Origin of the sequence: Microcystis viridis FACHB-1342 (genome assembly GCF_014698335.1) — a bacterium.
Taxonomy (GTDB): domain Bacteria; phylum Cyanobacteriota; class Cyanobacteriia; order Cyanobacteriales; family Microcystaceae; genus Microcystis; species Microcystis ichthyoblabe_A.
The window spans coordinates 16,346-40,941 of sequence record NZ_JACJSV010000007.1; the positions used below are offsets into that span (position 1 = coordinate 16,346).

Annotated in this window: 15 protein-coding genes, 3 pseudogenes and 1 riboswitch; of the genes and pseudogenes, 14 read left to right on the forward strand and 4 right to left on the reverse strand. The window is 39.0% G+C overall.

The features are described 5' to 3' along the window. Window positions 1-50 precede the first annotated feature (50 nt). A complete protein-coding gene (locus tag H6G40_RS04165; protein WP_069474413.1) occupies window positions 51-368 on the forward strand; it encodes a P-II family nitrogen regulator in 318 nt (105 codons plus the stop codon). Between the two features lie 273 nt (window positions 369-641). On the opposite strand, the gene H6G40_RS04170 is transcribed toward H6G40_RS04165, so the two are convergent. Beyond that, complete coding sequence (locus H6G40_RS04170) at window positions 642-1,220, reverse strand: DUF3172 domain-containing protein (RefSeq protein ID WP_002733879.1); 579 nt, start codon at window positions 1,218-1,220, stop codon at window positions 642-644. 188 nt (window positions 1,221-1,408) lie between these two features. Continuing rightward, a riboswitch (cyclic di-AMP (ydaO/yuaA leader) is annotated at window positions 1,409-1,539 on the forward strand. 232 nt (window positions 1,540-1,771) lie between these two features. Here H6G40_RS04170 and H6G40_RS04175 point away from each other — a divergent pair. The 12 genes and pseudogenes from H6G40_RS04175 to H6G40_RS23865 form a co-directional block, all read left to right on the forward strand. Continuing rightward, complete coding sequence (locus H6G40_RS04175; protein ID WP_069474412.1) at window positions 1,772-3,109, forward strand: ArsB/NhaD family transporter; 1,338 nt, start codon at window positions 1,772-1,774, stop codon at window positions 3,107-3,109. Window positions 3,110-3,215: 106 nt separating this feature from the next. Further along, window positions 3,216-4,386 (forward strand): annotated as a pseudogene (locus H6G40_RS23860) (glycosyltransferase family 4 protein). Between the two features lie 51 nt (window positions 4,387-4,437). Next, a complete protein-coding gene (locus tag H6G40_RS04185) occupies window positions 4,438-6,453 on the forward strand; it encodes an ABC transporter ATP-binding protein (protein ID WP_069474410.1) in 2,016 nt (671 codons plus the stop codon). A gap of 240 nt (window positions 6,454-6,693) precedes the next feature. Continuing rightward, window positions 6,694-8,064 (forward strand): DNA cytosine methyltransferase, encoded by a 1,371-nt coding sequence (gene dcm / locus H6G40_RS04190; protein WP_190537314.1) that lies wholly within the window; start codon window positions 6,694-6,696, stop codon window positions 8,062-8,064. 215 nt (window positions 8,065-8,279) lie between these two features. After that, entirely contained in the window at window positions 8,280-9,167 is an 888-nt protein-coding gene (gene yhdJ / locus H6G40_RS04195) for an adenine-specific DNA-methyltransferase (protein ID WP_002751178.1), read from the forward strand. Next, window positions 9,148-10,266 carry a restriction endonuclease gene (locus H6G40_RS04200; RefSeq protein WP_069474408.1) on the forward strand — a complete coding sequence of 373 codons (1,119 nt, stop codon included), beginning with the start codon at window positions 9,148-9,150 and terminating at the stop codon, window positions 10,264-10,266. The genes yhdJ and H6G40_RS04200 overlap by 20 nt, the downstream gene beginning before the upstream one ends. A 59-nt stretch (window positions 10,267-10,325) precedes the next feature. Further along, entirely contained in the window at window positions 10,326-11,960 is a 1,635-nt protein-coding gene (gene prfC, locus H6G40_RS04205; RefSeq protein WP_002732604.1) for a peptide chain release factor 3, read from the forward strand. 113 nt (window positions 11,961-12,073) lie between these two features. Beyond that, entirely contained in the window at window positions 12,074-12,784 is a 711-nt protein-coding gene (locus H6G40_RS04210; protein ID WP_069474407.1) for a lysophospholipid acyltransferase family protein, read from the forward strand. Between the two features lie 196 nt (window positions 12,785-12,980). After that, complete coding sequence (locus tag H6G40_RS04215; protein ID WP_002777411.1) at window positions 12,981-14,009, forward strand: GntR family transcriptional regulator; 1,029 nt, start codon at window positions 12,981-12,983, stop codon at window positions 14,007-14,009. Between the two features lie 265 nt (window positions 14,010-14,274). Further along, window positions 14,275-14,484, forward strand: a pseudogene (locus tag H6G40_RS04220) (VWA domain-containing protein); the annotation flags it as partial. A gap of 174 nt (window positions 14,485-14,658) precedes the next feature. Then, on the forward strand, window positions 14,659-15,867 hold the full coding sequence (locus H6G40_RS04225) for an RNA-guided endonuclease InsQ/TnpB family protein (protein ID WP_069474406.1): 1,209 nt from the start codon (window positions 14,659-14,661) through the stop codon (window positions 15,865-15,867). Window positions 15,868-15,904: 37 nt separating this feature from the next. Further along, window positions 15,905-16,138, forward strand: a pseudogene (locus tag H6G40_RS23865) (VWA domain-containing protein); the annotation flags it as partial. A gap of 97 nt (window positions 16,139-16,235) precedes the next feature. On the opposite strand, the gene H6G40_RS04230 reads toward H6G40_RS23865, so the two are convergent. From H6G40_RS04230 to H6G40_RS04240, 3 genes are read right to left on the reverse strand one after another with little or no spacing between them, the layout of a single operon-like run. Then, window positions 16,236-18,425, reverse strand: a complete 2,190-nt coding sequence (locus tag H6G40_RS04230) for a coiled-coil domain-containing protein (protein ID WP_069474405.1) — start codon at window positions 18,423-18,425, stop codon at window positions 16,236-16,238. 13 nt (window positions 18,426-18,438) lie between these two features. Continuing rightward, complete coding sequence (locus H6G40_RS04235; protein WP_081330840.1) at window positions 18,439-22,302, reverse strand: caspase family protein; 3,864 nt, start codon at window positions 22,300-22,302, stop codon at window positions 18,439-18,441. 3 nt (window positions 22,303-22,305) lie between these two features. Beyond that, the gene (locus tag H6G40_RS04240) at window positions 22,306-22,692 is read right to left on the reverse strand and encodes a hypothetical protein (protein ID WP_061430453.1); all 387 of its coding nucleotides are present in this window, start codon (window positions 22,690-22,692) and stop codon (window positions 22,306-22,308) included. A 176-nt stretch (window positions 22,693-22,868) separates the two neighbouring features. On the opposite strand from H6G40_RS04240, the gene H6G40_RS04245 reads away from it, so the two are divergent. Next, on the forward strand, window positions 22,869-24,122 hold the full coding sequence (locus H6G40_RS04245; RefSeq protein ID WP_242028707.1) for a hypothetical protein: 1,254 nt from the start codon (window positions 22,869-22,871) through the stop codon (window positions 24,120-24,122). Window positions 24,123-24,596: the final 474 nt, after the last annotated feature.

Genomic DNA, 24,596 nt, shown 5'->3' on the forward strand with positions numbered 1-24,596 from the left:
TTCCTGTCAAAATTTTTCTCTTGCACTTATACCTTTTTTACTTAACTACCATGCTTGAATCCCCTCATCCTTCCCTACAAACTGTCAAAAAAGTGGACATAATTGTTAGTCATGCTCTTCTGGAAGAAACCTTAAGCATTCTTGATGTTGTCGGAGTTTCCGGTTATACCGTCCTTGGCAATGCTTCGGGAAAAGGCGATCGAGGTTTATCCCGTGATGACTTGGATTGTGATTACAGTGGTAACTACATTATGACGGTTTGTAATAGTGACGAACAACTTAATCGTCTGATCGATAAAATTCAGCCTTTTTTAAAAAAAGCTGGCGGAATTTTTGTAGTGACTACGGCCCAATGGCTAACTCATTAGACCTCTTGTAAAAATCAAAAATTGTCGTAAGTAGGGAGGCACAATTATTTGTAGGATGGGTTAGCGGTAGCGTAAACTATGCGTAGGTTGGGTTTCATGCTTCAACCCAACCTACGTTCATCTTATATTTAATTCCTCCACCTACTTAGTTAATTAGGAGTCAGTCCCGATGAAAAAATTTTCACCCCCACAGATGAAAGAGGTTTCTTTCCCTACACCCCACACCCCACACCCTACACCCTCTTTTAAGTCAGGAGAACGATCTTTTCCAGTTTAGAATTTATCTGTATCTGGTCTGGGACCAACAGCGCCAGCAGGATTAACAAAAAGATTCCCACCGGCTTCATTTTGGAAGATACAATCGATTTTCGGTTTGCCTTCCAAGGGACCGGTATAACCAAAGGTATTCATCCGGTTTTTACAACTTTGTACCTGCTGTCCATCGACTAATTTTTGTTGTTCTAAAATTGACCAGTTATTGCGTCGCAAAACGCAACCGGGTTGCATGACTGGTTGGGTAACAAAAACATTAAAGGGGTTAAGGGTGACATAAACCCGCAAATCGGTGACAATGGCGCTGGCCCCAAATTGCACGCATAATTCCGCATTGGGGGCGCTGCGATCGATTACTTCTCGGGAAGCGACGTTTTCGGGGCTAAAATTAGCGGTAGAACTGAATACCAGACCGAGACCCACTCCTAGTACAAAAATACCACCAATCAGGGCGATCATGGCATAGTTCAATTTTGCCAATAGGCCTCCGGGGGACGAAGCGCGGGAGTCATCGCCATAGGAGCGGTCATAATCACGATCACGCGATCGAGGAGGAGTATAACGAGGTCTTCTATTCATAGAAATTGCTGATGTGGCTGCTATGGCGGTCAGTCGTTAGCTATTAGCTTATCATTGTTCTATCCTAGCAACCCGGGGGATAACCGACAGGATAGGTCTGGTATAGGGCTATATCGTTTTTTTTGGGTTAGTATGCTATGGTGGATCACTAAACAGAGTAAGTCAGCCTAATCCAAGTTTCTATGCTAGATATTAGCTAGACAAATTCGGAGCGGAGGAACCACATTTGGGGGCGTATTTCTAGATTTTTTAGCCTAGAAAAGGATATCTCTCTATCCTAGCCCGTCAGCTAACTTCGTCGGCGTGGGGGGGAAGACTGAAGCATCACTACATTCCTAGTAATGTCTTGATCGGTTCAGTTATGTCGCTGGTACTACTTGATAGTCATAACTCAAAGGAGACATTGTTTATGGGGATTCTCATGTCAGCTTACCGATCACAACAATTTTAAGATTTTCCGTAGATAACCATATTTTCTATGAGTTTGCTGTACATTTTTCGAGCAAACTTTTAGTTGTATCGAGAAACCAAGAGTAAAAACAGGATCAAAAATGCTGGAATCTTTACCAATGTGGATTGCTGCGATGACTTTTATTGCAGTCATTGTGGTTATTATGTTCGAGTGGCTTCATATTACCGTAGCGGCTTTACTGGGAGCTTTAATTTTAGTTTTTACCCATATCATGACTCTCCAGGAAGCGGTGGGTTATATCAGTCGTAGTTATGCCACTCTTGCCCTATTTTTTGGGGTGATGGTGTTAGTAAGAGCCTTTGAACCAACGAAAATTTTTGATTATTTAGCAGCACAAATGGTGCTTTTAGCCAAGGGACAGGGCAAATTATTATTAATAGGAATTGTTGCCATTACTACCCCGATCTGTGCGGTATTACCCAACGCCACCACGGTGATGTTATTAGCACCTTTAATTCCGCCCTTATCTCAAGATATAGGGGTAGATTTTGTGCCTCTCTTAATCCTGATGGTTTTCGTGGCCAACAGTTCTGGATTATTAACTATTGTTGGTGATCCCGCTACTTATATCGTTGGTGATTCTATTAATATCACCTTCATGGAATACCTACAGCGTTTAAGTTTAGGTGGTGCCTTGGCAGTGATTACCATTCTGGTTATGTTACCTTGGTTATTCCCCAAAATCTGGCGGACAAAATTCGAGCATTTAGAAGACTTACCCCATCCGAAGATTAATCATCCTCGCGTCTTAGCTTTGGGGGGAATTATCGTCTTTTTGGTCTTATTTTTATTCGTCGTCGGCGAATCTTTTCCTGTACCCCTTGCTCCTGCTGCCGTTGCTCTGATGGGGGCAGCTTTAGCCCTACTTTTAGCCCAGCAATCGAAGATAGATACGGTGCATAATATTCTCCGAGATGTGGACTGGAGTACCCTATTATTTTTTATGTCGATTTTTGTGCTAATTGGCGGTTTAGAAAAAACTGGCGTAGTTAATAGTGTATCGGGACTTCTGGCGATAATTTTAGGCAAAAATATCTTTTTAGGTTCTCTAGTCTTGCTGTTTTTTGTCGGACTTGTTTCCAGTGTCGTTCCCAATATTCCCCTAGTGGTGGCCATGGTTCCACTGCTGAAACAGTACCTTGTTAATGTTAATTTAGTCGGGACGGAGGTTCTTTCCCCCGATTATGCCGGTTCTTTTCCCCCAGAAGTTTTACCGCTTTTCTATGCGATGATGTATGGAGCTACCCTAGGGGGTAATGGTACTTTAGTGGGAGCTTCTTCTAATATTGTCGCCGCCGGCATCGCCGAACAACACGGGGGCAAAATTACTTTTCACACCTTCCTGCGCTACGGTTTACCAGTGATGTTTACTCAGTTAGTCGTCTCGGCTATGTATATGTTAGTTTTCTTTGTCTAGTCTATCTCTGGGGATATTAATGTTAAGTCCGTTTAAGATTGACAAAATCGTTAACATTGATTAACATTCTTCTATCGTGCTAGATAATCTGGATTGAGCGGCGATCATGAACAAAAAAATCTCTGTTTTAGCACCAGATTTATCCGGTGGTGGTGGCACAAGAGTCTATTTGATTGCTCAAGTCTTGCAACAGCTAAACTGTCAGGTGACGGTTTATGGTCCGATTTTTGGCTGGGAAATCTATCCAACCCCACCGGGGAATATAGCGGTGGTATCGGTCAAAGGCAATAATTATCCCCAGTTTTTTGGCCAGATCAAAACTTTACTTGATCGCCTCTCCGGAGAGATTATCTATGGGGTTAAACCCCGTCCCACCAGTTTCGGCATCGGTTTACTGAAACGTTTTTTTCCCCACGTCCCCTAATTCTCGATATTGACGATTGGGAAATGAGTTGGTTTGATGGCGATCGATGGTCCTATCGTCCTTATCCCCGACAATTAGCTAGGGATATACTCAAAAAAATGCTGCGCTTAGGGATCCGAATCACCCTCTTTATCTGTGCTGGTTGGAAAATTTAATTAACCGTGCCGATGCGGTGACGGTTAATAATCAATTTTTGCAAAAGCGTTATGGGGGGATTTATTTACCGAATGGCAAGGATACGTAACTTTTCGATCCCAATCTTTACGATCCCGTCGCTTGTCGTCAAAAATACGGTTTATCTGCCTATAAAGTCTTAATGTTCCAGGGTACAGCTAGACCCAACAAAGGTTTAGAAGATGTCTTAATCGCTTTAGATCAAATTGGTGATCCTGATTTTAAATTGGTGGTGGTGGGAGGTCGCCAAATCGGGGATGGTTATCTGGATAGTTTGCTAGAAAAAGGTCAACCTTGGTTAATTCATTTACCTGCTCAACCGATCGATCAAATGCCGAAAGTTATTGCCGCTGCCCATGCTATTATCGTTCCCCAGAGGGATGAAGCTACGGCTAACGCCCAATTTCCGATTAAACTCACCGATGGTATGGCGATGGCTAAACAGATTATTTCCACTAAAGTGGCAGATATTCCCGAAATTTTAGCTGATATTGGCTATTTAGTCGAACCTCGATCGCCAGAACAACTAGCTGCTATGATTAGCGAAGTTTTTAATCATCTCGACTCGGCTAATGCACGAGGAATAAAAGCGAGAGAGCGCTGTATCGCCTCCTATAGTACCACCGCCATGGCGACAACTCTCTCTCGCCTAATTACTTCTCTGGAAGCAAAATATTAGAGTCTAGCGAGTAGGATAATTGACCGTTCACTGTTTACTTTATTACTTGCGATGAATCCTAATCAAATTCTGCTTAAATATACGCTGAAACACTGGATATTAGTGGTTTCCAGCATTATTATCGGGTTTGTCAGTACCATATTTAATGGGGTAGGAGCTATTTTAGTTATCCCCTTACTAATTTATTTTATTAATCCCGAAAATGATATCTTAAAAAATGCCCCCCACATTATCAAAAAGCTGCTCTCCGTTTTCGAGGTTTTCTCGGTTGATACTCGTTTTTTCTGGATGTTTGCGGCAATATTATTGATTTTAATTCTCAAGCACATTACCAATTTTGTCAGTAATTTGCTAGGTACTTACTTGTCTTTGATTATGGCAAGAGATATGCGAATTGATTCAGTTATTCTGCTGCTAGAAGTGGATATAGATTATTATGTAAAAAGTAAAATAGGAGATATTTTTAATCGTTTCATGTCGGAGATTAATCGGGCCGTGGGATCAATTAGAAATTACATTGGCTTGGTTAAGATTGTCGCCACAGCTTTCATGTACTTGGCTATTTTATTATCAATTTCTTGGCAATTAACTATTATTTCTAGTGTTTTGGGTGGCTTTTTAGCTCTGCTTAATCAATACTTTGTCAAGAGATCAAAAAAGTTTGGAGAGATTATCACCGTAACGGCTAAACAGCAAAGTAATAAACTGTTGGAACTGTTAACGGGAATTCGCCTAATTAAAGCAGTAGGAAATGAAAGATACGAATTAAAATCTATTGTGGAAGATATCGAAGCTAGGGAGAAAGCGGGTTTAGATGCCCAGACTAATAATGCTGTAATCGGACCGCTCAATGAGATCGGTGGGGTAATTATTATTGCTTTAATTATCATTGCTGGTCGTTATCTTTTTAATGAACAACTGCAAGCTTTAGCGACAATTTTATTGACCTATCTCTATGTGCTTTTCCGGGCCTTGCCGATGGTTAGTCAAATTAACGGTGTTAGGAGTAGTCTATTGGTTGATGTTTCCGCAGTGGAGGTGGTAGCGGATTTTCTCATTCGAGAGAATAAACCGTTTATGACTAATGGCTCTATTCCCTATCAAAGATTAGAGACAGGTATTCATTTTGATAACGTTCAATTTTCCTATCCCAGTCATCAAGAATTAGTTCTCAAGGGCATCGATCTGTGGATTCCAAAAGGAAAAATGATCGCTCTTGTTGGTGCTTCGGGGGCGGGAAAATCGACAATTGCTGATTTATTACCACGCTTTTATGATCCTACAGCCGGGAGAATTCTTTTTGACGGTCACGATTTACGCCATTATGATCTCAAATCCTTGAGAAAAGCGATGGGAATAGTCAGTCAAGACACTTTTCTCTTTAATAATTCTCTCCGTTTTAATATTGCCTACGGATTAAGCGATGTTAGTGATACAGAAATTTTAGAAGTGGCAAAAAGGGCGAATGCCTACGAGTTTATCTCCAAACTGCCGGAAGGACTGGATACGGAAATTGGCGATCGGGGAGTGAGACTTTCGGGAGGACAAAAACAAAGATTAGCGATCGCTCGTGCCTTACTGCGAGAGCCAGATATTCTCATTCTCGATGAAGCCACCAGTGCTTTGGATACAATTTCTGAGCGTTTAGTACAGGAAGCGATCGATGAACTCTGTCGCGAGCGGACTACTCTTGTGATCGCTCACCGTCTTTCCACTGTTCAAAAAGCCTATCAAATTGTGGTGCTGGACAAGGGAAAAGTGGCAGAAATCGGCAATCATGAGGAATTATTAGCTCAAGGTGGTCATTATGCCCGTTTACACGCTCTGCAATTTAGTGATAGCAAAGAGGCTGACTCTAAGAATAGGGAAGATGAGCAAAAAAGAAAAGCTTATTTATCCTACGAAGCGAGAAGCAGTCTTAATAGTCTTTTAGGTTCTCTGCGTCTGGTATCTGAAGATTTAATCGATGATTCTCAGGAGAAACAGGAAATTTTAGAAGAATCCTGTAGTTCAGCTATGCGACTTCTCCGCATTATCGAAGACTACGAGTATTCCTCGACTCGATAGATCTCCTGCAAAAATCAAAAATCTTCCGTTAGGTGAGGAGTCAGTCTCGATGAAAAAATTTTCACCACCAGAGATGAAAGAGGTGTCCTTCCCCACACCCCACACCCCACACCCTACACCCTCTTTCAAGTCAGGAGACAGGAAATTTGCAGGAGGTCTCTAGAAAAAAAACTTAAGTTATACTAAAATAATTAGTACAGATAGGCATCTTCCCAGACGGTGAAAAGGAATTATTGACCCTTGAAAACTACAGTTAAAGTCAGCAGACAAACCCAATTACCCCTACATCTAGTTATTACCCATCCCCAGTATCGTTTTATCGATTTATTCGCGGGAATCGGTGGGTTTAGAATCGCTTTGGAGAAATTGGGAGGACGTTGTTTAGGCTATTCAGAAATCGATAAACAGGCCATCCAAGTTTATCAACAAAATTTTATTAGCTATCTCAACAGCGATGAAATTGCTTTCGGAGATGTGAGTAAAATCAGCAATTTACCCGATAATCTTGATCTTATTGTCGGCGGCGTTCCCTGTCAACCTTGGTCGGTGGCGGGATGTTTACGGGGATTTGAAGATCCCCGGGGAAAACTCTGGTTTGATGTGATTAAATTAGTCCAGAAAAGTCAACCGAAAAGCTTTATTTTCGAGAATGTCAGTGGTTTAGCTAGTCCTCGCAATCGGGAGAATTTACAATTAATTATCGATGAATTAACCAGCTGTGGTTATCAAGTTTACTGGCAGTTATTAAATGCCTACGATTTTGGTTTACCCCAGAATCGCGAGAGAGTTTTTATCGTAGGAATTAGAAAAGATATAGACAACTATGAGCGGTTTAAATTTCCTTTACCTTTGGGTATCCATCCGAAGGTTTTGGATATTTTAGAAGACATCAAGAATATTCAACCAGTTAAGAAAGTCAAGTTATCTGCGGATACTTTATTTAATGGTTTTGTTCCCCCATCGAGAACTCGTTTTCAAAAAGAAGATGAATTAAATGACTTCTTTATTTTTTCTGATTTAAGAAATGGTCACACAACTATTCATTCTTGGGATATTATCAAAACTACGGAACGACAAAAAAGTATCTGTTTAGCTTTGCTGAAATTAAGACGCAGTAAAAAGTATGGCGAAAAAGATGGTCATCCCGTGGCTTTTTCTACTTTTTTGGAAATTATACCCGACCTAAAAATCGAGGAACTAAATCAGTTAGTTTCTCTCGGTATTTGTTGGCAAACGACCGCAGGTAAGTATGAATTTATTAACTCGAAAAATATGACGGGAATTAACGGCATTTATCGGATTATTTTACCGACGGCCGATATTATTCCTACCCTAACCGCTACGGGTGCTAAAGATTATATTGCTACTATTTCAATTACCGCTACTCATCCCCAAGAATACAAACAATTGTTTTTAAAGAAAATCTATAAACCCAAAAAGTTTCGAGAAATTACTCCCCAAGATGCGCGTAAATTACAAGGATTCCCCGATAATTTTATCTATCATCCACAGTCAGCTATCGCTAAAAAACAATTCGGAAACGCTGTTCCTGTACCAGTGGTGGAGGCAGTAGCAAGAAATTTACTGGAAATAATTCGTCCCGATTATTAGACTGCGGGATACTGACTCATATTAAAATATTTAAAGGCTTAAAAATCCAAGTTTTCGTTGTGGGGACTCCCTCGTCAGAAGTCAGTCATCAATACCAAATTAGGTTATACTTCATCTTTATGAGAAAGTCTGTAAATTATCCTAATTGCTAAGGAGGTTAAAAATTGAGACATTTCCTACTAAAAATATAACTACTTTAAATTGAAAAAATGATCATGTTTAAACGATATGAAGCTGATGAGCAAGTTATATTTCATGGTGATTCTTTGCCGATTTTATCCAGTGAGATTGCCTCTAATTCTGTAGATCTAATTTTTCTCGATCCTCCCTATAATATAGGTAAGCATTTCGCCGATTTTTACGACAAATGGGAATCGGAAAATGATTATATAAATTGGGCAAATCAAATTCTTGATCAGTGTCTTCGTATCTTGAAACCCCAGGGAACATTATATGTTATGGCCAGCACTCAAGCAATGCCTTACTTTGATCTTTACTTAAGACAAAAAATGACGATTCTTAGTCGCATTATCTGGCATTATGATAGTTCAGGAGTACAAGCAACAAAATACTTTGGTTCGATGTATGAACCAATACTTCACTGTGTGAAAGATAAAAATAATTACACTTTTAATTCAAAGGATATTAAGATAGAAGCAAAAACCGGAGCAAAACGAAAACTAATTGATTATAGAAAAGCGATTCCAAGTCAATACAATACAGAGAAAGTACCGGGCAATGTCTGGTATTTCCCTAGGGTAAGATATCGCATGGATGAATACGAAAATCATCCCTCACAAAAACCTGAATCATTGCTAGAAAGAATTATTTTGGCCAGCACTGACAAGAGTGGAATTGTGCTTGATCCATTTGCAGGAACTTTTACAGCTGCAGCTGTAGCTAAACGTTTGGGAAGAATTTCTATTAGTATAGAATTACAAGAGGAGTATTTAAAAATTGGTCTTCGACGGATTCTCGGATGGCAAGAATACAAGGGAGAAAAGTTACTCCCTCCTCAAAAAAGCTATAGTAGAAAAAGCGAAAATAAACAAGAATCTAACTTTGTACAGGAGAGTCTTTTCGATGTCGATAGTAAAGCATGAATTCACCAAGATAATTATTAAAATTATCGATAATTACTTTCCCAATCAGGGAAATAGCATTTTAAATGCTAGTGAGTTATTGCAATATTTGAACATTAAAACTAGAGCCGCTAATCGAGGTTCTAAATCCCGAGCAGGATTGGCTAATCATTATGCCATTTATGTTTTAGTGGAAGACTATATTAATAATGAGTTTCATCTTAAGGATGGATACGACGAGTATCAAGGCGCTCAGTATATGACACTTTTTCGCAGGCAAAGGGAGCTTCCTTTTGGCGATAAATTACAAAATCATGCTCTCAATCATCGATTAAATCAGGAATTTAAAAAGTATTTTCCCACTTTATCTTATCTGCCTATAATTAGAGATGTTAAAACCAATAGATACTGGATTAATGAGAATCTAATTAAGGTTTCTCTAGACGGTAATCAAGTTAATATTGCGCCAGTGATTATAGATATAATTGATGCCTATGTGCAAACAAGACAAAAAGCATTTAATCAATTTATCAGCTATTGTCAACAGATGATTAATATTCAACAGCAAGATCCCCAGAAAGCCATTGAATTTATTCGGAGTTTACTCAGACCAAACATTGATGCTAGAGTTTTTGAGATTGTCAGTTATGCAATTCTTAAAGAGTATTATGGGGAACAGAAAATATATTGGGGTTGGTCGCCTGATCGCTTAAACTCTGAATACTTACTTTTATATAAAACTGGTCGAACAAATGCCAATGACGGGGGGATAGATTTTGTCATGAAACCCCTAGGTCGATTTTTTCAAGTTACGGAAACGATAGCTGCTGATAAATATTTTTTAGATATTGATAAAGTGCAAAAATATCCCATTACTTTTGTGGTTAAAACCGAGCAGACTTGCGAGGAAATTTTAGAAAAAGTTGCGGAGCAAGCTAAGATAAGATACAAGATCAGGGCAATTGTCGAAAGATATCTAGAATCTGTAGAGGAAGTGATCAATATTCCCGAATTAATCAACCGTTTTGAGCGGGTTTTAGCTCAAGGTAAAGGAGGAGCGGTAATTGCAGAAATGGTTTTACAGAGCCGGATTGAGTTTAACCTAGAATCAGAGCCATAAAGATATCTAACTCCCCAGCTAAACTAGAATAGAAAGATAGGAAAGCGATCGAAATTAGAATGACGACCGAAATTGAAAAAGAACTAGAAACCAGCGAAGCTGTCTTGGAAAAACGGCGAAATTTTGCCATTATCTCCCACCCTGACGCGGGAAAGACCACCCTGACCGAAAAACTGTTACTATACGGGGGTGCAATCCATCAAGCGGGTGCAGTCAAAGCAAGACGCGACCAACGCAAGGCCACCTCCGACTGGATGGAAATGGAAAAACAACGGGGAATTTCGATTACTTCCACGGTTTTACAGTTCGATTATCGTGATTTTCAGATTAATCTCCTCGATACTCCCGGCCACCAAGATTTTAGCGAAGATACCTATCGTACCCTAGCCGCTGCCGATAATGCAGTGATGTTAATCGACGCGGCCAAAGGTTTGGAACCCCAAACGAGAAAACTCTTTGAAGTGTGCAAACTGCGGCAGTTACCCATCTTTACCTTTGTTAACAAAATGGATCGCCCCGGCCGCGAACCTCTGGATTTATTGGACGAAATCGAGCGAGAATTAGGATTACAAACCTATCCCGTCAATTGGCCGATCGGAATTGGCGATCGCTTTCGGGGAGTTTTTGATCGAGCCACCCAGACCATACACCTGTTTGAACGTCGCTCCCACGGCTCTCAGGAGGCGCAGGAAACCGTGATCGAGCTTGGCGACCCCAAAATTGAGGATTATCTCGAAAAAGACCTGTATTACCAGTTAAAAGAGGATATAGAACTACTCTCGGAATTGGGTGCAGAATTGGATTTGCCAGCAGTCCACGCAGGAGAAATGACCCCGATCTTTTTTGGTAGCGCCATGACCAATTTTGGGGTGAAATTATTCCTAGAATCCTTCCTCGACTATGGATTACCACCCAGAGGACGCAATTCCTCCCTCGGTGTCCTTGATCCCACCTATCCCGATTTCACCGGTTTTGTCTTTAAACTGCAAGCAAACATGGATCCCAAACATCGCGACCGGGTGGCCTTTGTGCGGGTATGTACGGGGAAATTCGAGAAGGATATGGTAGTAAACCACGCTAGAACCGGTAAAACTATCCGTTTATCCCGTCCTCAGAAACTTTTTGCCCAAGATCGCGCAGTTATTGAAGAAGCTTATCCCGGAGATGTGATCGGATTGAATAACCCCGGGGTCTTTGCGATCGGTGATACGATTTATATGGGTAAAAAGCTCGAATACGAAGGGATTCCCTGTTTTTCTCCCGAATTATTCGCCTATCTCAGAAATCCTAACCCTTCCAAGTTCAAACAGTTTCAAAAAGGAGTCTCGGAATTACAGGAAGAAGGGGCCGTACAGATATTATCCTCGATCGATGAATTTAAACGCGACCCAATTTTAGCCGCTGTCGGTCAATTACAGTTTGAAGTGGTGCAATTCCGTCTTTTAAGCGAGTACGGAGTCGAAACTACCCTCGAACCCCTAGCCTATAGTTTAGCCCGTTGGGTAGCCGGGGGTTGGGCCGCTTTAGAAAAAGCAGGTAAACTCTTTAATACTTTAACTGTCAAAGATTATTGGGGTCGTCCCGTCTTATTATTCAAAAATGAGTGGAATTTACAGCAAGTTAAAGAAGATCATCCCTCTTTGCAATTAAACTCGATCGCACCGGTAGGATCGGGAGTAGAACCGCAATCCTAACCATTAATCCCCCAAGACAATTGCCGAACTGGTCAGGACAAGATAGCGACCCCCCAGACAACTAGACTAAAGTAGAAGTGGTCAGAAAGTCTCGATCTTCCCTAACACTTCGGATGTCTCAAAGCACTATCGTTGACGAGTCCCTCACCATTAGAAAAAGTCCTGCTGTCAATTCCCGAATTAATCCCTGTTTAATTCGCTTTTGTTATTTTCTGGGAAATTATCTAGTTTTACCAGCTTTTTTCAGCAAAATAACGGTTACAGGCCAGGAAAATATCCCCCTAACGGGGGGTGTCATCTTGGCACCTACCCATCGGTCCCGTTGGGATGCGCTGATTTTACCCTACGCGGTGGGACGTTTAGTTAGTGGACGGGATTTGCGCTTTATGGTTTCCGCTAACGAGATGAAAGGGGTACAAGGTTGGTTTATCCAACGTTTGGGGGGTTTTCCCGTCAACACCGATCACCCCGGTATGGGTAGTCTGATCCACAGTGTCGAACTTTTGGCCGCAGGGGAAATGGTGGCGATTTTTCCGGAAGGGGGTATCTGTCGCGATCAAGTGGTTCATCCTCTTAAACCGGGGGTAGCGCGGATCGCGTTGGAAGTTAAGACCATCAAACCCGATGCAGATATCAAGATTTTGCCTGTAAGCATTAGTTATAATCAGCCTTACCCCGGATGGGGAAGCGAAGCGACAGTAAACATCGGTCAAGGGATTAATGTGCTTGATTATCAACAAAATTCGCTAAAACGGGAAACTGTCCGCTTAACCAAAACCTTGAGCGATCGCTTAAAACTTCTCCACGAGGATCAATCACCTTAATCAGCTGTTGACTATCTACCGCACAAGTGGGATTTCGGGGACGGATTAAAATGATTGTTTTAACTATTTTTAAGCAAAAAAGTGGCTTTTCTGGTTTAAATAAATAATATCTTGGTTTTTTCTATTTCTAGCTCCTGAATACTGCCTCGGAAACCCCTCAGATCGGTGAAGATGTCCGATTGTTGCAGGGGGTCTAATGATAGAATGGGTATCAGCGAAAGTAGTTTGTGAGCGAAGTGATCCGATGCAGTTCCAAATCCAGCCAGACAGTGAAATCCCCGCCTCTAAGCAATTATTTGACCAAATTCGCTTCGCTATTGCCTCTCGTCAGTATCCACCGGGACATCGTTTACCTAGTACCCGTCAACTAGCTATGATCACGGGATTACACCGTAATACGATAAGTAAAATTTATCAACAACTGGAAAACGATGGGTTAGTGGAATCCATAGCAGGTTCGGGGATTTATGTCAAGGCTCGCGGACATGAAAACGATAATTTATTGGGTTCGCCCCTATTGGAACAAAATCCAGAAATAGGCCGACTAATTAGCCAGAGTTTGGCTAGTTTTCTCGCTCAAGGTTTAACTCTAGAGCAAATTCGCGAGTTATTACTGGCGGAAATCGATTGGCGATCGCAGTGTCGTTCTCAAGTTCTTGTCACCATTCCCCGTCACGATTTGGGTGCAGGAGAACTAATGTTGAGAGAATTAGAGCAATCCCTCAAAATTCCCGTCCAATTAGTGGCAATGGAGGATTTAGCCCAAGTTTTAGCCAATACTAAATCTGCCACTGTTGTCACCAGTCGCTATTTTATCAGTGTAGCGGAGGAAATTGCCGCTCCTTTTCACCTGCGAGTCATTCCCATCGATATCTACGATTACAGCAAAGAATTGGCATTAATCAAAAAATTACCCACCGATAGCCGTTTAGGGATTGTCAGTATTAGCACCGGTATTATTAAGGTGGCCGAAATTTTAATTCATAGTTTACGGGGTGATGTATTAGTTATGTCCGCTCAAATTCATGAAACGGATGAGTTAAGAGTTTTAGCCAGAACTTCCCAGACAATTATCAGTGATCAAGCGAGTTATACTTTAATTAAAAATCTGATTAATGAAGTGCGATCGGATTTAATTCGTCTGCCAGAAATTATCTGTAGTGATAATTATATTGGGGATAAATCAATTCAATTACTCAGACGGGAATTAGGATTAGGTGGTTAGAGGATAAGCTAGGACACATTTTAACCTCTGAATCTCCCTCAATCCCTTTACTGTTGCCTCTTGCAAGAGTGCCTTATCTCAACAAGCAATTTAAATGCGCGGGCAGCTTAACTTTAAAATTTATTTTACTCTATGGTTACTATTGACAATAACCTAGGGCAAGTCGAGAATAAAAGCGAAAAAAACTTTTAAGAAGTATTAAATTTTTAGTACAATGGCGGAAGGATAGGGATAATCTCAATTTTTCACTCTCGGACGAGGTTAGATGAAAAGTGCTGAATGTTTAACGGTATCCCCCGGGGAACCGCTTACCGATTGGCAAAAACTCGGATTAGATTTGGTGGCTCGTTGGCAGGGACGAGATGTTATCCTAGCGATCGATCTTACCGGTAGTGTTAACTTTAATGATGAAGGACGCACGCGCCTCGGTCAAATTATTCGCGATAGTTTAAAAAATAACGATTCCGTTTATCTTGAATGTCGGGGTGAAGACCCTCGCTTTTAGCGACGGGATGAAACCCCGACCAGTATAAAACAGCAAAGCACGACATTTCGACAGGCTCAATGTAAAAGCTCAATGTTCACTAAAATCTTGACAATTTGTGCTATACAGGTTAACATAAAATAAGTTGTTTGAGGTCGATAAACAATGATTGTCTTAGAAATGAAAGCCGTGGTCAAACCAAGTCAATGTTCTGCCATTGATGAAGCTATTCGTACAGTACAATTCATCCGTAATAAGGCTTTAAGGCTTTGGATGGATGCCAAGAGAGAAGACACAATCGATAAATATTCTCTCAATAAATATTGTGCAGTTCTCGCCAAACAGTTCAAGTTTGTCGATACTCTAAATTCTACGGCCAGACAAGCATCGGCCGAACGAGCTTGGTCAGCTATTGCCCGTTTCTATGATAATTGTAAGAAAAAGGTTAAAGGAAAAAAAGGTTATCCTAAATTCCAGAAAAATAATCGTTCTGTGGAATATAAAAACTCCGGATGGAAACTATCGGAGGATAGAAAGAAAATAACTTTCACAGACAAGAAAAACATTGGGACGGTTAAACTAAAAGGAACTAGAGACCTAAACTTTTATCCTATAGACCAAGTTAAACGAGTTAGAATTGTTAAACGAGCGGATGGTTACTATGTCCAATTCTGTCTAAGCGTTGATATTCGGGAATATGCTAAACCCCTAGAACCAACAAAAAGATGTGTGGGATTGGATGTAGGTTTAAAAGTTTTCTACGCTAATAGTGATGGGGAAACGGTAGAAATACCGCAATACTATCGCAAGGCAGAAAAAAGATTAAATCGACTGAATCGGAAGAAGTCTAAAAAGTTTAGAAAAGGTCAACCTCAGTCAAACAACTACCAAAAAGCTAGAAAGAGATATGCTAGAAAGCATTTAAGAGTAAGTAGGCAACGTAAAGGCTTTGTCGAAAAAGAGGCATTGCGCGTCATTAAATCTAACGATTTCATCGCCTACGAAAACTTAAATATTCAAGGCATGGTAAAAAACTCTAAACTAGCTAAATCTATTAATGATGTGGCTTGGTCAACTTTTCGGCAATGGTTAGAATATTTTGGTTTTAAATATGGTAAGGCTACGGTAGCAGTAGCCCCCCATAACACGAGTCAAAATTGTTCTAATTGTGGTCAAAAAGTACCTAAATCTCTATCTACGAGAACCCATGTTTGTCCCCATTGTGGCTATGTAGAAGATAGAGATATTAACGCCGCTATCAACATTCTCAAAAAGGGACTAAGTACGGTAGGGCATACCGAAACTAATACGCTTGGGGAGAGATTCCCTCTGGTTTGGTTGGATACGTCCTGCCAGACTAAGGAAACTCAGTGAACCAAGAATCCCTCGCTTTTAGCGATGGGAGTGTCAATTAGTTCCCTTTGCTGATAATGTCCAACCGATTGCAGAACCGATTTTAATTCGCGGAAACGAAGATATAGACGCGGTTTTAAAAGCGATTCCTTGGCAATCTAGCCAAAGTGCTAAAAATACCGATATTCAGCGAGCAGAATGGCACGTTTATACTCGACTGGCACGCTTAAATCAGTGTCGTTTAACTGCCAATCAAGCTATCAAACCCCAGTCGGTAGTTTGGATTTCAGATTAGGTGGTACTGGTCGAGATGTGTTAATGAGAATTCGTCGCTTTATTATTGATAAATACGGGAAGTTATCTAAAATATTTGAGCTTGTTAGCTTACATTAATTGTATTCTAATTTTCCTTTGTGTTTCAGTTGCCACATCCCACCGCTACCAACCGGGGTAACTTGTGCAGGTGAAATTAAGGTAAATTTACTGGTGTTGCCGCTTTTATAGCCATCAAATAAAGCAGATACTGTAAACTTTTGAGAAGCGGCAATAGCGTGCTGTTTCGGAAAGAGTAAGTAATCGTTTCCTACTGATACGATATAAAATCCATCAGGGGACACATTAGATGTCAAAACCACAGGCTTACTAGAATTATTCCGTCTTTCTGCTCCTTTATCTTCATCCTCGACCACTTCTCCCTGTTTGTGTACCCCATGAATATTAAGGATAGCATCTGGAGACTGATTATAGGAATTGATTATGTTTTGCCATTGCCAGGGAATATCTACTGTCTCAATTGCCTCTTTGTTAAGCAGCTTTCTTAGTCGCTCAATCTGTTTTTTAAGTTCTCCGATATCTTGGACATTTCTCTTAACTTCTAACTCTAAATCTTCTTTATCTTGCTGTAACTGGTGTACCTGATTATGTAGATTTGTAGATTGTTCCTCTAGTCTGACTTTTTCACTATTTACCGTCTGCAATCGTTGTTCTAGGTCTTGATAAGAACTAGAAAGATTTTGATAGCTTTGATTTAGTTGCTGATTTCGCTTACGCAACTGTTCCACTTCTCCTGAATTGAACAGTTCAAGTTGTTCTTGGAGTTTATCTCGTTCAATTGTTAAACGTTTAATATTTTCTTCATAGTTTTGTAGTTGATTCTCAGACTGACTTGGGTTATCGATTTGATACTGTAATTGATTACATTTATTTTTTAACTCTCTATTTTTTTCGCGATATTCTTGTAGTTGAGAATTTAAGTATTTAACTTCAGAAGTTAAATCTTGAGAATCTAAAGGTATCTGTTGAATGCGATACCATATTTGGTTTAATAATCCACTATTTTCACTAGGGTATCTCACAGACAGATTTTGTTGATTAATTTGCAATAATTTATCGAGTTTGGTATTAAGATCACCTAGTTGCTGAAGGGAGAAATTGTCTTGAGGTGTTGAAAAATTGCGGGTCGGACGTTCTGCATAATTTTCGATTAAATCTTGAGTCGGATCTAAGGTGTCCAGATGCTGTAAAATAACATCATGATAAATCCTTTCAAGATCGCGCTTTACTTCATCGATTTTACGCAAGGTTAATTTCAATTCTTCTTTTGATTCATTGTTTTTTAAGTATTTTTTCAACTCATTACTCATTTCTTGAAGATTAGTTTTAATAGCGACTATCTCATTCTTAAATTGTTGAATATCTGTTTCTGGTTTTCCTGTTTTCTGAAATTTGTGAATCAGAACAATCTTACCCATCCTATCCCATAAAAAAATAAAACTAATGGGAACAGAAAGTAACGCAAGAGTATTGAATAATGGCCATACCCAATTATTACGATTAATATCCTTCTTAAGTTGTTCTAATTGAATTTTTAACTTATCAGCAGTTAAAGTAGGTTGCTCTGATAAATTATCAATTTTTAAAGTGGCGAGAGGGTTGGTTTCATTTAGAATTTGCTCTAATAGCTTTTTAGTCGCAATTCGTTGTCTTGAACCATCCTCTCCATCAATATCTGATTGATAAATAGGCTGATTGCCAATTGTGTACTGAGATAGTTTTGTTTGGGCATCATTATATTTTTGATTATAAGTATTCTCTCGGGGACTGAGCTTATAGCCTTCCGCTAAATCATCTAGAATTTTTCGCTCTTGAGAATCGTTTTTTAAAACAGAGTCAATTGATGAATTAAAACTATCAAAATTGATTTTATCTTTAATTTTTTCAGTAGTTAAACTATCTTTAAATGTCTTGTAAGCATTAGCAAGTTCATCAACAATTGTTTTTGCTTGAGCATAATCTACAGGATTTTCTACTTTTGTACCATCTTCTGTAACTTTAATATTCCCAACCAAAGTATTCAGAGCCCTGCGTTTTTCTTGCAGTGTCTTTAATTGTTGCTGTAGTGTCTTTAGATTTTCAATAGCAGGAGTCTGTTGATTATCTGTTACTGGTTGACTACTTGTTTCTGTAGGAGACGAAGAGGATTCTCCTTGAGTATTGCTAAACAGATTACAACCACTTAACAACCCCGCAGATAATCCCGTTGCTAAATAAAGTATCAGAAATGTTTTTCTAACCCTCATCGTTCCTTTCCTCCTATAGTCTGCTATTTAATTCTTTTAATAAGGCTTTTAACCCTAAGATAAAGGGAGGTTCAACCCTGACATCCTCTGAGTTACGACCTTCTAAATTCGTTAAATTGGATTCTACCGAACGCTTAACCTTTGTCCAGAGACTATTGCGCCATTGCTCATCGTCATACTGTCTGAGCGGTTTAATACTGGTGATTTTTAACTCCTTAAAAGCTTGTTGAAAATCCTCTAGAAATTTCTGAAGATTGGCTAATCCTACCTCCTCATCATCTGACCCAACCAGCTTAAAGCTTTCAATTTCCTGAAATTGAGTTAAATCAAGGCGATCTTGCCAGCCAAAAGCCTTCCCATTCACCTCACAATCTTCTCCTGCGAAAATCACTTCATCATCATCTTGTAATCCCGTTAAACGAGTCACATTTTGATCTAAAACTAAGCCACAAGCGACTTCTGCTTTCGGTTTAGAACTGAGGACAGTGGGTTCTTTTTTGTTCTCAAATCCTGATGCTTTACTGAGCAATCGGCTAAAAAGAAGAGAAGTTTCACAATCTGGACTAAATCTTCCACTTAAATCCAACCAATTAAGAATCCGAGAGCCATTTCCCCCAATATAGACTGGCGTATTCAGCTTACGAGTGTATTTTTCCTCAATGTCTAAAGCACGCAATACAAGACCGATATAGTAATACAAACCTGAAATTCCTAGTGTAGAAAGTTGTACAATCGTTTGCAGATCAGTATCGTCGTCCATCAGCGTTCGATTGCGTTCTAACCACTTGCTTCCTTCGGCCGCCAATAAGCCATCAAGTTTCACGAAAAAGGGTTCATCCCGCAAACTACTGCTTAAATCACTTAAATCTGTATTAAATTGCTGATTAAGAAAATCAGGTCGGTTTTTCCAAAATTGGGAAAAGAGGAGTCTTCCTGCTATCTGTACCGAACATTGATGAATCAAACGATTACCAACCCAGATAGAAATATCGGACGTTCCCCCTCCCATATCAATGCAGGTGGTATAAAGGAGGTCTTTTCCTTCTTCATCGGCAAAATAATGGGCTAATGCTAAACTTTCTGCACGATAGGGGTTGCCTCTGTCTAACCATTTATGGTCAATTCCCGTCGTTTTGCCTAAATCCTCGATAATTCGTTGCCACGTCACTTTATAGAGATTTTTGTCACTGCGAGAAAAGGCCGAGGGATAGGAAATAGACCAGTTGATCTTTTTGACATGATTTTTCGCCGCTTCAGCCGTAATTAAAAGGGCTAAATGCTTTAGAAAGGTGCGAGTATAGGCAATATTCTGAGGGTGCCATTTAAGATCGGTTTTAATATCATCTTGAGTGGGGTCAAACGCTCTGACATCTCCCAGAATATAGACTCGTCCATCTAAAATAGGTCTTTCTTGTCCAGCACCGCCTCTAATCGTCAGAGTTGATGATACAGGAAATGTTTCAGCTTCGCCAGACATAAAGTAGTAATATAAAATGCAAAAACGAATAATTTGAGAGACTTGGGTAACTTGGAGATGTAGGGGAGTTAAGGTTACAGGTTCTCTAATATTTTCAGTTTGGTAATAAGCAGTAGTAAAGGATGTACCATAATCAACGCCCACTGTCCATGTTTTATTGGGATTTTGATCTCCCACGTTAGGCGGCGTTTTCAACACAATTAACCCTTGAGAAATCCCTATTTCATCCTGACAAAGAATATAATCGGGAAAACTATCTAAACGAGTAATTTGGAAGTCTTTAAGATCAAGGGGATGAATTTCTCTTGCTTCAGGAAAAACGGCTCGAAAGATTTTATTTTGTTTGGTCGCTTCGGTGCGGTTGTCGAAATATAGCGCATAATACGCTTTCCAGTTCGGGGCTTTAAAATTCGGCCAAATTTCTAAGAATGGTTTCGCTGTAATTGCATTGTTAACTTCAATAGGATACTCTCTGTGAATGGTAAAGTCTCCCCCAGATAAGGGTAAAGTTAAAGATACTCTGACGGCTGATTGGTTGCCAATGGTCGTCGGATTAAAAGCAAGGCGTTTAATGAGTTCTTCTGGGCTAAAATAATCAAGTATTTTAGGCTTTAGGGGTAATAAAGGCGTTAAAATACGTTTCTGCTCGTCAACTATTATTCCTTCAGGAAGTAACGCCCCCGGTAATTGTCCTTCTCCTTCTAAATAGTAGAAAGTTTTTGCGAAAATATCTTCTTCACTAATGTGATGCAAATTTGTCTTGGATTTTGCGTCAGTCCCCACAATCCCTACTTCACTTGGTATTAAAATACCTATTTTCTCTTTTAATATTCGTAAAAGACGAATACAAGTCATATCTCCTTTAAATGTATGGGTAATGGTCGCTTCGCCGTTATCTTTAATATATTTACGAATAATAGAAAATCCGCGTCCTATTCCTTCCAGTACCAGTAATCTTGACAAATACATAGAAAGTGCTTCATCAACTGGCACAGACAATGTATGATCTTCATATATCAGTTGTTCCCATGAAATCGAATCAGGAAAATTACCCGGACTATGGACTTCTAAAGCTTGTGGTGTTAGCTTCACTGTAATATTTCCTGATTTATTATAATCTCTATGAGTAATGGCATTTGATATTAATTCTCTGACAACTACAAGGTCAATTTCATCGGTTTCTTGTCTAAGTCCTTTTTGATCTATGTAAGATATTTTCTCTATTTTTTGAGTCACTCGTTCCATTAATTGTTTAAATTGATAAGGTAGAGAGCCACAAATCTCTTCTCTTTGGAATTGTGGGCTATCAAGTTGTCCAAACACGAAAATTGATCTAGCTGTGGAAAAAATTTTATCTGGATATTTATGGAAGCACAATACGGCTGATTTGTGTAGTTTCCGTTGTCCTAAATAATCAATAGGTGAATATAAACTTAGAAAATCTAAAATGTCTTCCCTGTTCTTTCCTTTCCACAACTCATTAGGATAAACTCTTTGAGCATATTCTATAATTGAATCCCAATCTAACTCCTCTATTCTGGCTTCTATACAGGGATGACGACTAGGAACAGTTTTTTCATATAATAATCTTAGGTCTTCTTGAGAAGAGATAATCTTAATCTTGGAATTATGTACTATATTATTATCAATTTCTTGTAAACCACTTTTATTTTTAGCAATCCAAATATCTTGATTAGCTCCGTTGATCGTAAAAATAGGTTTCTGAGGATAACTTTTATAAATTTTATTTGTTTCTAGCTGTTTTTGTATATATCCAATAACATCAGAAATACTAATTAAACTATTGGGAGTAGCTTGACCATCTAACCCCCCTTCTATCGCTTGACATAACAAATGGGTGAAGACGCTAGATGAACTGTCTGCCAATTCATAGCTCTTCTGACTTTCTTGACAAGAGGCAATAATAGCAATACCTTTGGGTAATTCTAGTTCTAGATTTTCCAAGGGATTAAATTCGTTTTTTTTAGTCCCTATTTCACTTAAGATTTTGCCACTATGACAAGCATCAATAATAATGATAGCACGCTCAATTCCTGATGCTCTTAGCTGATTTATAAGATTTTTAAAAGGGTAATAACTATCTTCATCTAAGCCCAGTTTAATACAATATTGCTGATTTTTGACAATTCCATGTCCGGAGAAATAGAACAATAATTGATCGCTAGAATTCAATTTTTTGAGAATTTCTTTTAGTTCTTTTAAAAAGGAAAATTCGTTCTCACAATTGTGAAGAGGCGGATAAATAGGCTCGCATCTTCCAAGATTAGGATCGGTTAACAAAGTCCACAAACGAGATGAATCACGGTTGCCAGCCTGCAATTCATCCCCTGTCCGTGCATTAACAACAAATGCTATTCTTTTCCCTGTTGTTTCGTTCATGATTTATTGTTTATAAATGTTGACCAAAATATTTGATTCTGTTGAGCTAGACTGAAGTTGAGCAATTGTAGTTTGAATATTTTCAATTTGTTGCGGAGAAATATTTTCAATGGTATAAGTTTGAGTTCCAATTGTCATTGAAACAGAGTATCTGGGTTTTTGAGATTGCCAGTATGCTAAAACTGAAATAAAAGTTCCGACAGCAGATAAGGCTAAACTAGCAATGGCTATTCCTATCGTTAATCCGCCATCCTTCACCTTAGATAAAGATTCAAGTTTTTCTTGTTTTACGGTTAAGTTACACTCTTTTTCAATTAGCATAGCAAGGTATTCTAATTCATAAGAGTCTTCCGATGTAACCTCGTGTTGTAAATTTATGTTAATGTTCATAACTGTTTGTTCATTATTACTAGACTTATTATAATCCAACTAATGGCAGACAGGAACAGTATCGATTACAATATAAAACCACTAAAACATAAATCAAGTTTTTCTGTGCTAAATTTATGTTATAAAATCCTGACAAACCAGAAAAAATCATCATTCAAATTGATGGTACGCCGTCTATGAAAGGGTTTGTCAGCGATCGCAATAGTCGCTACATTAGAACCCTAAGATTATTAAGAAGTGCGACAAATACAGCTTTTCCCGTCACTCCATCTCCTACCTTTTATGTTTTTGGGACTCAGCGACTCAAGGAGCCGATCAATCATCAATCAGCTGAAACTGCCTGGTTTTATAGTGGGGGAAGACCTGAATTAAGAGATGCGGCCACTCATAAAATTATCGCACCCCAAAAGACTGATCCGCCCAATTCTCTCTATGTAATTGTCACAGATTTATATCAAGAAAAAGCTCAATGGGAAGACTTAGTAGCACAGCTCAAAGATCATTATCTCCTGAAGGATGACGCCGTCGGTATTATCGCAGTCAAAAGTGAATTTTTGGGGGATATTTATGATGTCGGATTAGATAATATTCGTTATCCCAGTGTTAAAACAAATCATCCCTTTTATATCTTAGTGTTAGGTCGCTATTCTCAGGTTAAACAATATTTCGATAAAATCAAATCGGAAAGTCAAAATACAGGACTTGATTTTCCTGCTGAAAATTTTGTTATTTTCTCCACTCAAATTTTTGAAAAACCTGCTTTACTGCAAATTAATGACAATGAACAACCTACCCCTTCATCTTCTTCTCCGACATCAGATAATCCTCAGAAATCAGGAATTAGACGAGTAGAAGTGATTAATGATGGTAGAATAGTGATCAAAAAAGTGGAGAATCCTCAAAATGTAGAACGACTTATTATTCCTAGTCAAACGAGCAATGATAGTCCAAAAGAAACTTCTTTAAAATATAGACTTAACTATAATCCTCTGCCCTATACTTTGCCTCTAGGGAATTCTGCTAGTTATCAACTCAATGGTGATAGTGACTTTAATAACAACACAGAAGAATTTAAAAAATTAGATCCCCAAAGTTCACTGATTCCCCTTCAACTAACGAATTGGCAATCTACGAATAGTCAATTAGAATTTAATGCTTTAATAAATCTTGACAATAATCCTCAAGGAATTGGCGTTTATCGCTTAATTTTTGATGTGTTTCCCGAAAAAATTTCTGGCTCATCAAGACCATATCAAGCCCCGTCTTGGTGGAAAGATTGGAGTTTTGGCGAAAACGAAATTTTTGCAGGAGATAGAACTTACAATTTACAACCCTTTTTATATAATCTAGGAGATACGACTTTTAGAATTATTGAAAATAAGCCAAATGTTGCTCTTGGCCGTCTTTGCTTTATTATCCACAAAAAGTAGGGGTTTGTCAATCAATCAAAACACGGGAGCATCGAGAGCATCCCATTTATGTAAAAATATAAGAGAGAACACCAAAAATAAGTGATTAAATTTATTCAATAGGACAAGCAGACATAACGAATTTATCTTCATTATCGCCTCTAAGAAGGAATTAAGGAAGAGATTTAGACAATTTATTCAACTGTAAGCGATTAAATAGCCAGTTGACCATTAGACACCTCCATAATATTATTTTAAGACTGAAAATGTTTCCAGCAAAGGAGTTGGGCTAAATAAAAATTATTTTATTTGCCCCATAGTTTTTTTATAAAATTAAATTAGCAATGAAAGACATACATTTCAGTCGTTGCACTATTTTGTTAGTACACAGCATAAAAGCAAGCTGTGATTGGTTTGTCACTCTTGGAGATATCTACTGATTAGGTATCTCGAATAAGCAAATCGAAAACTTCAAAAACTACAAACAGCAACCCC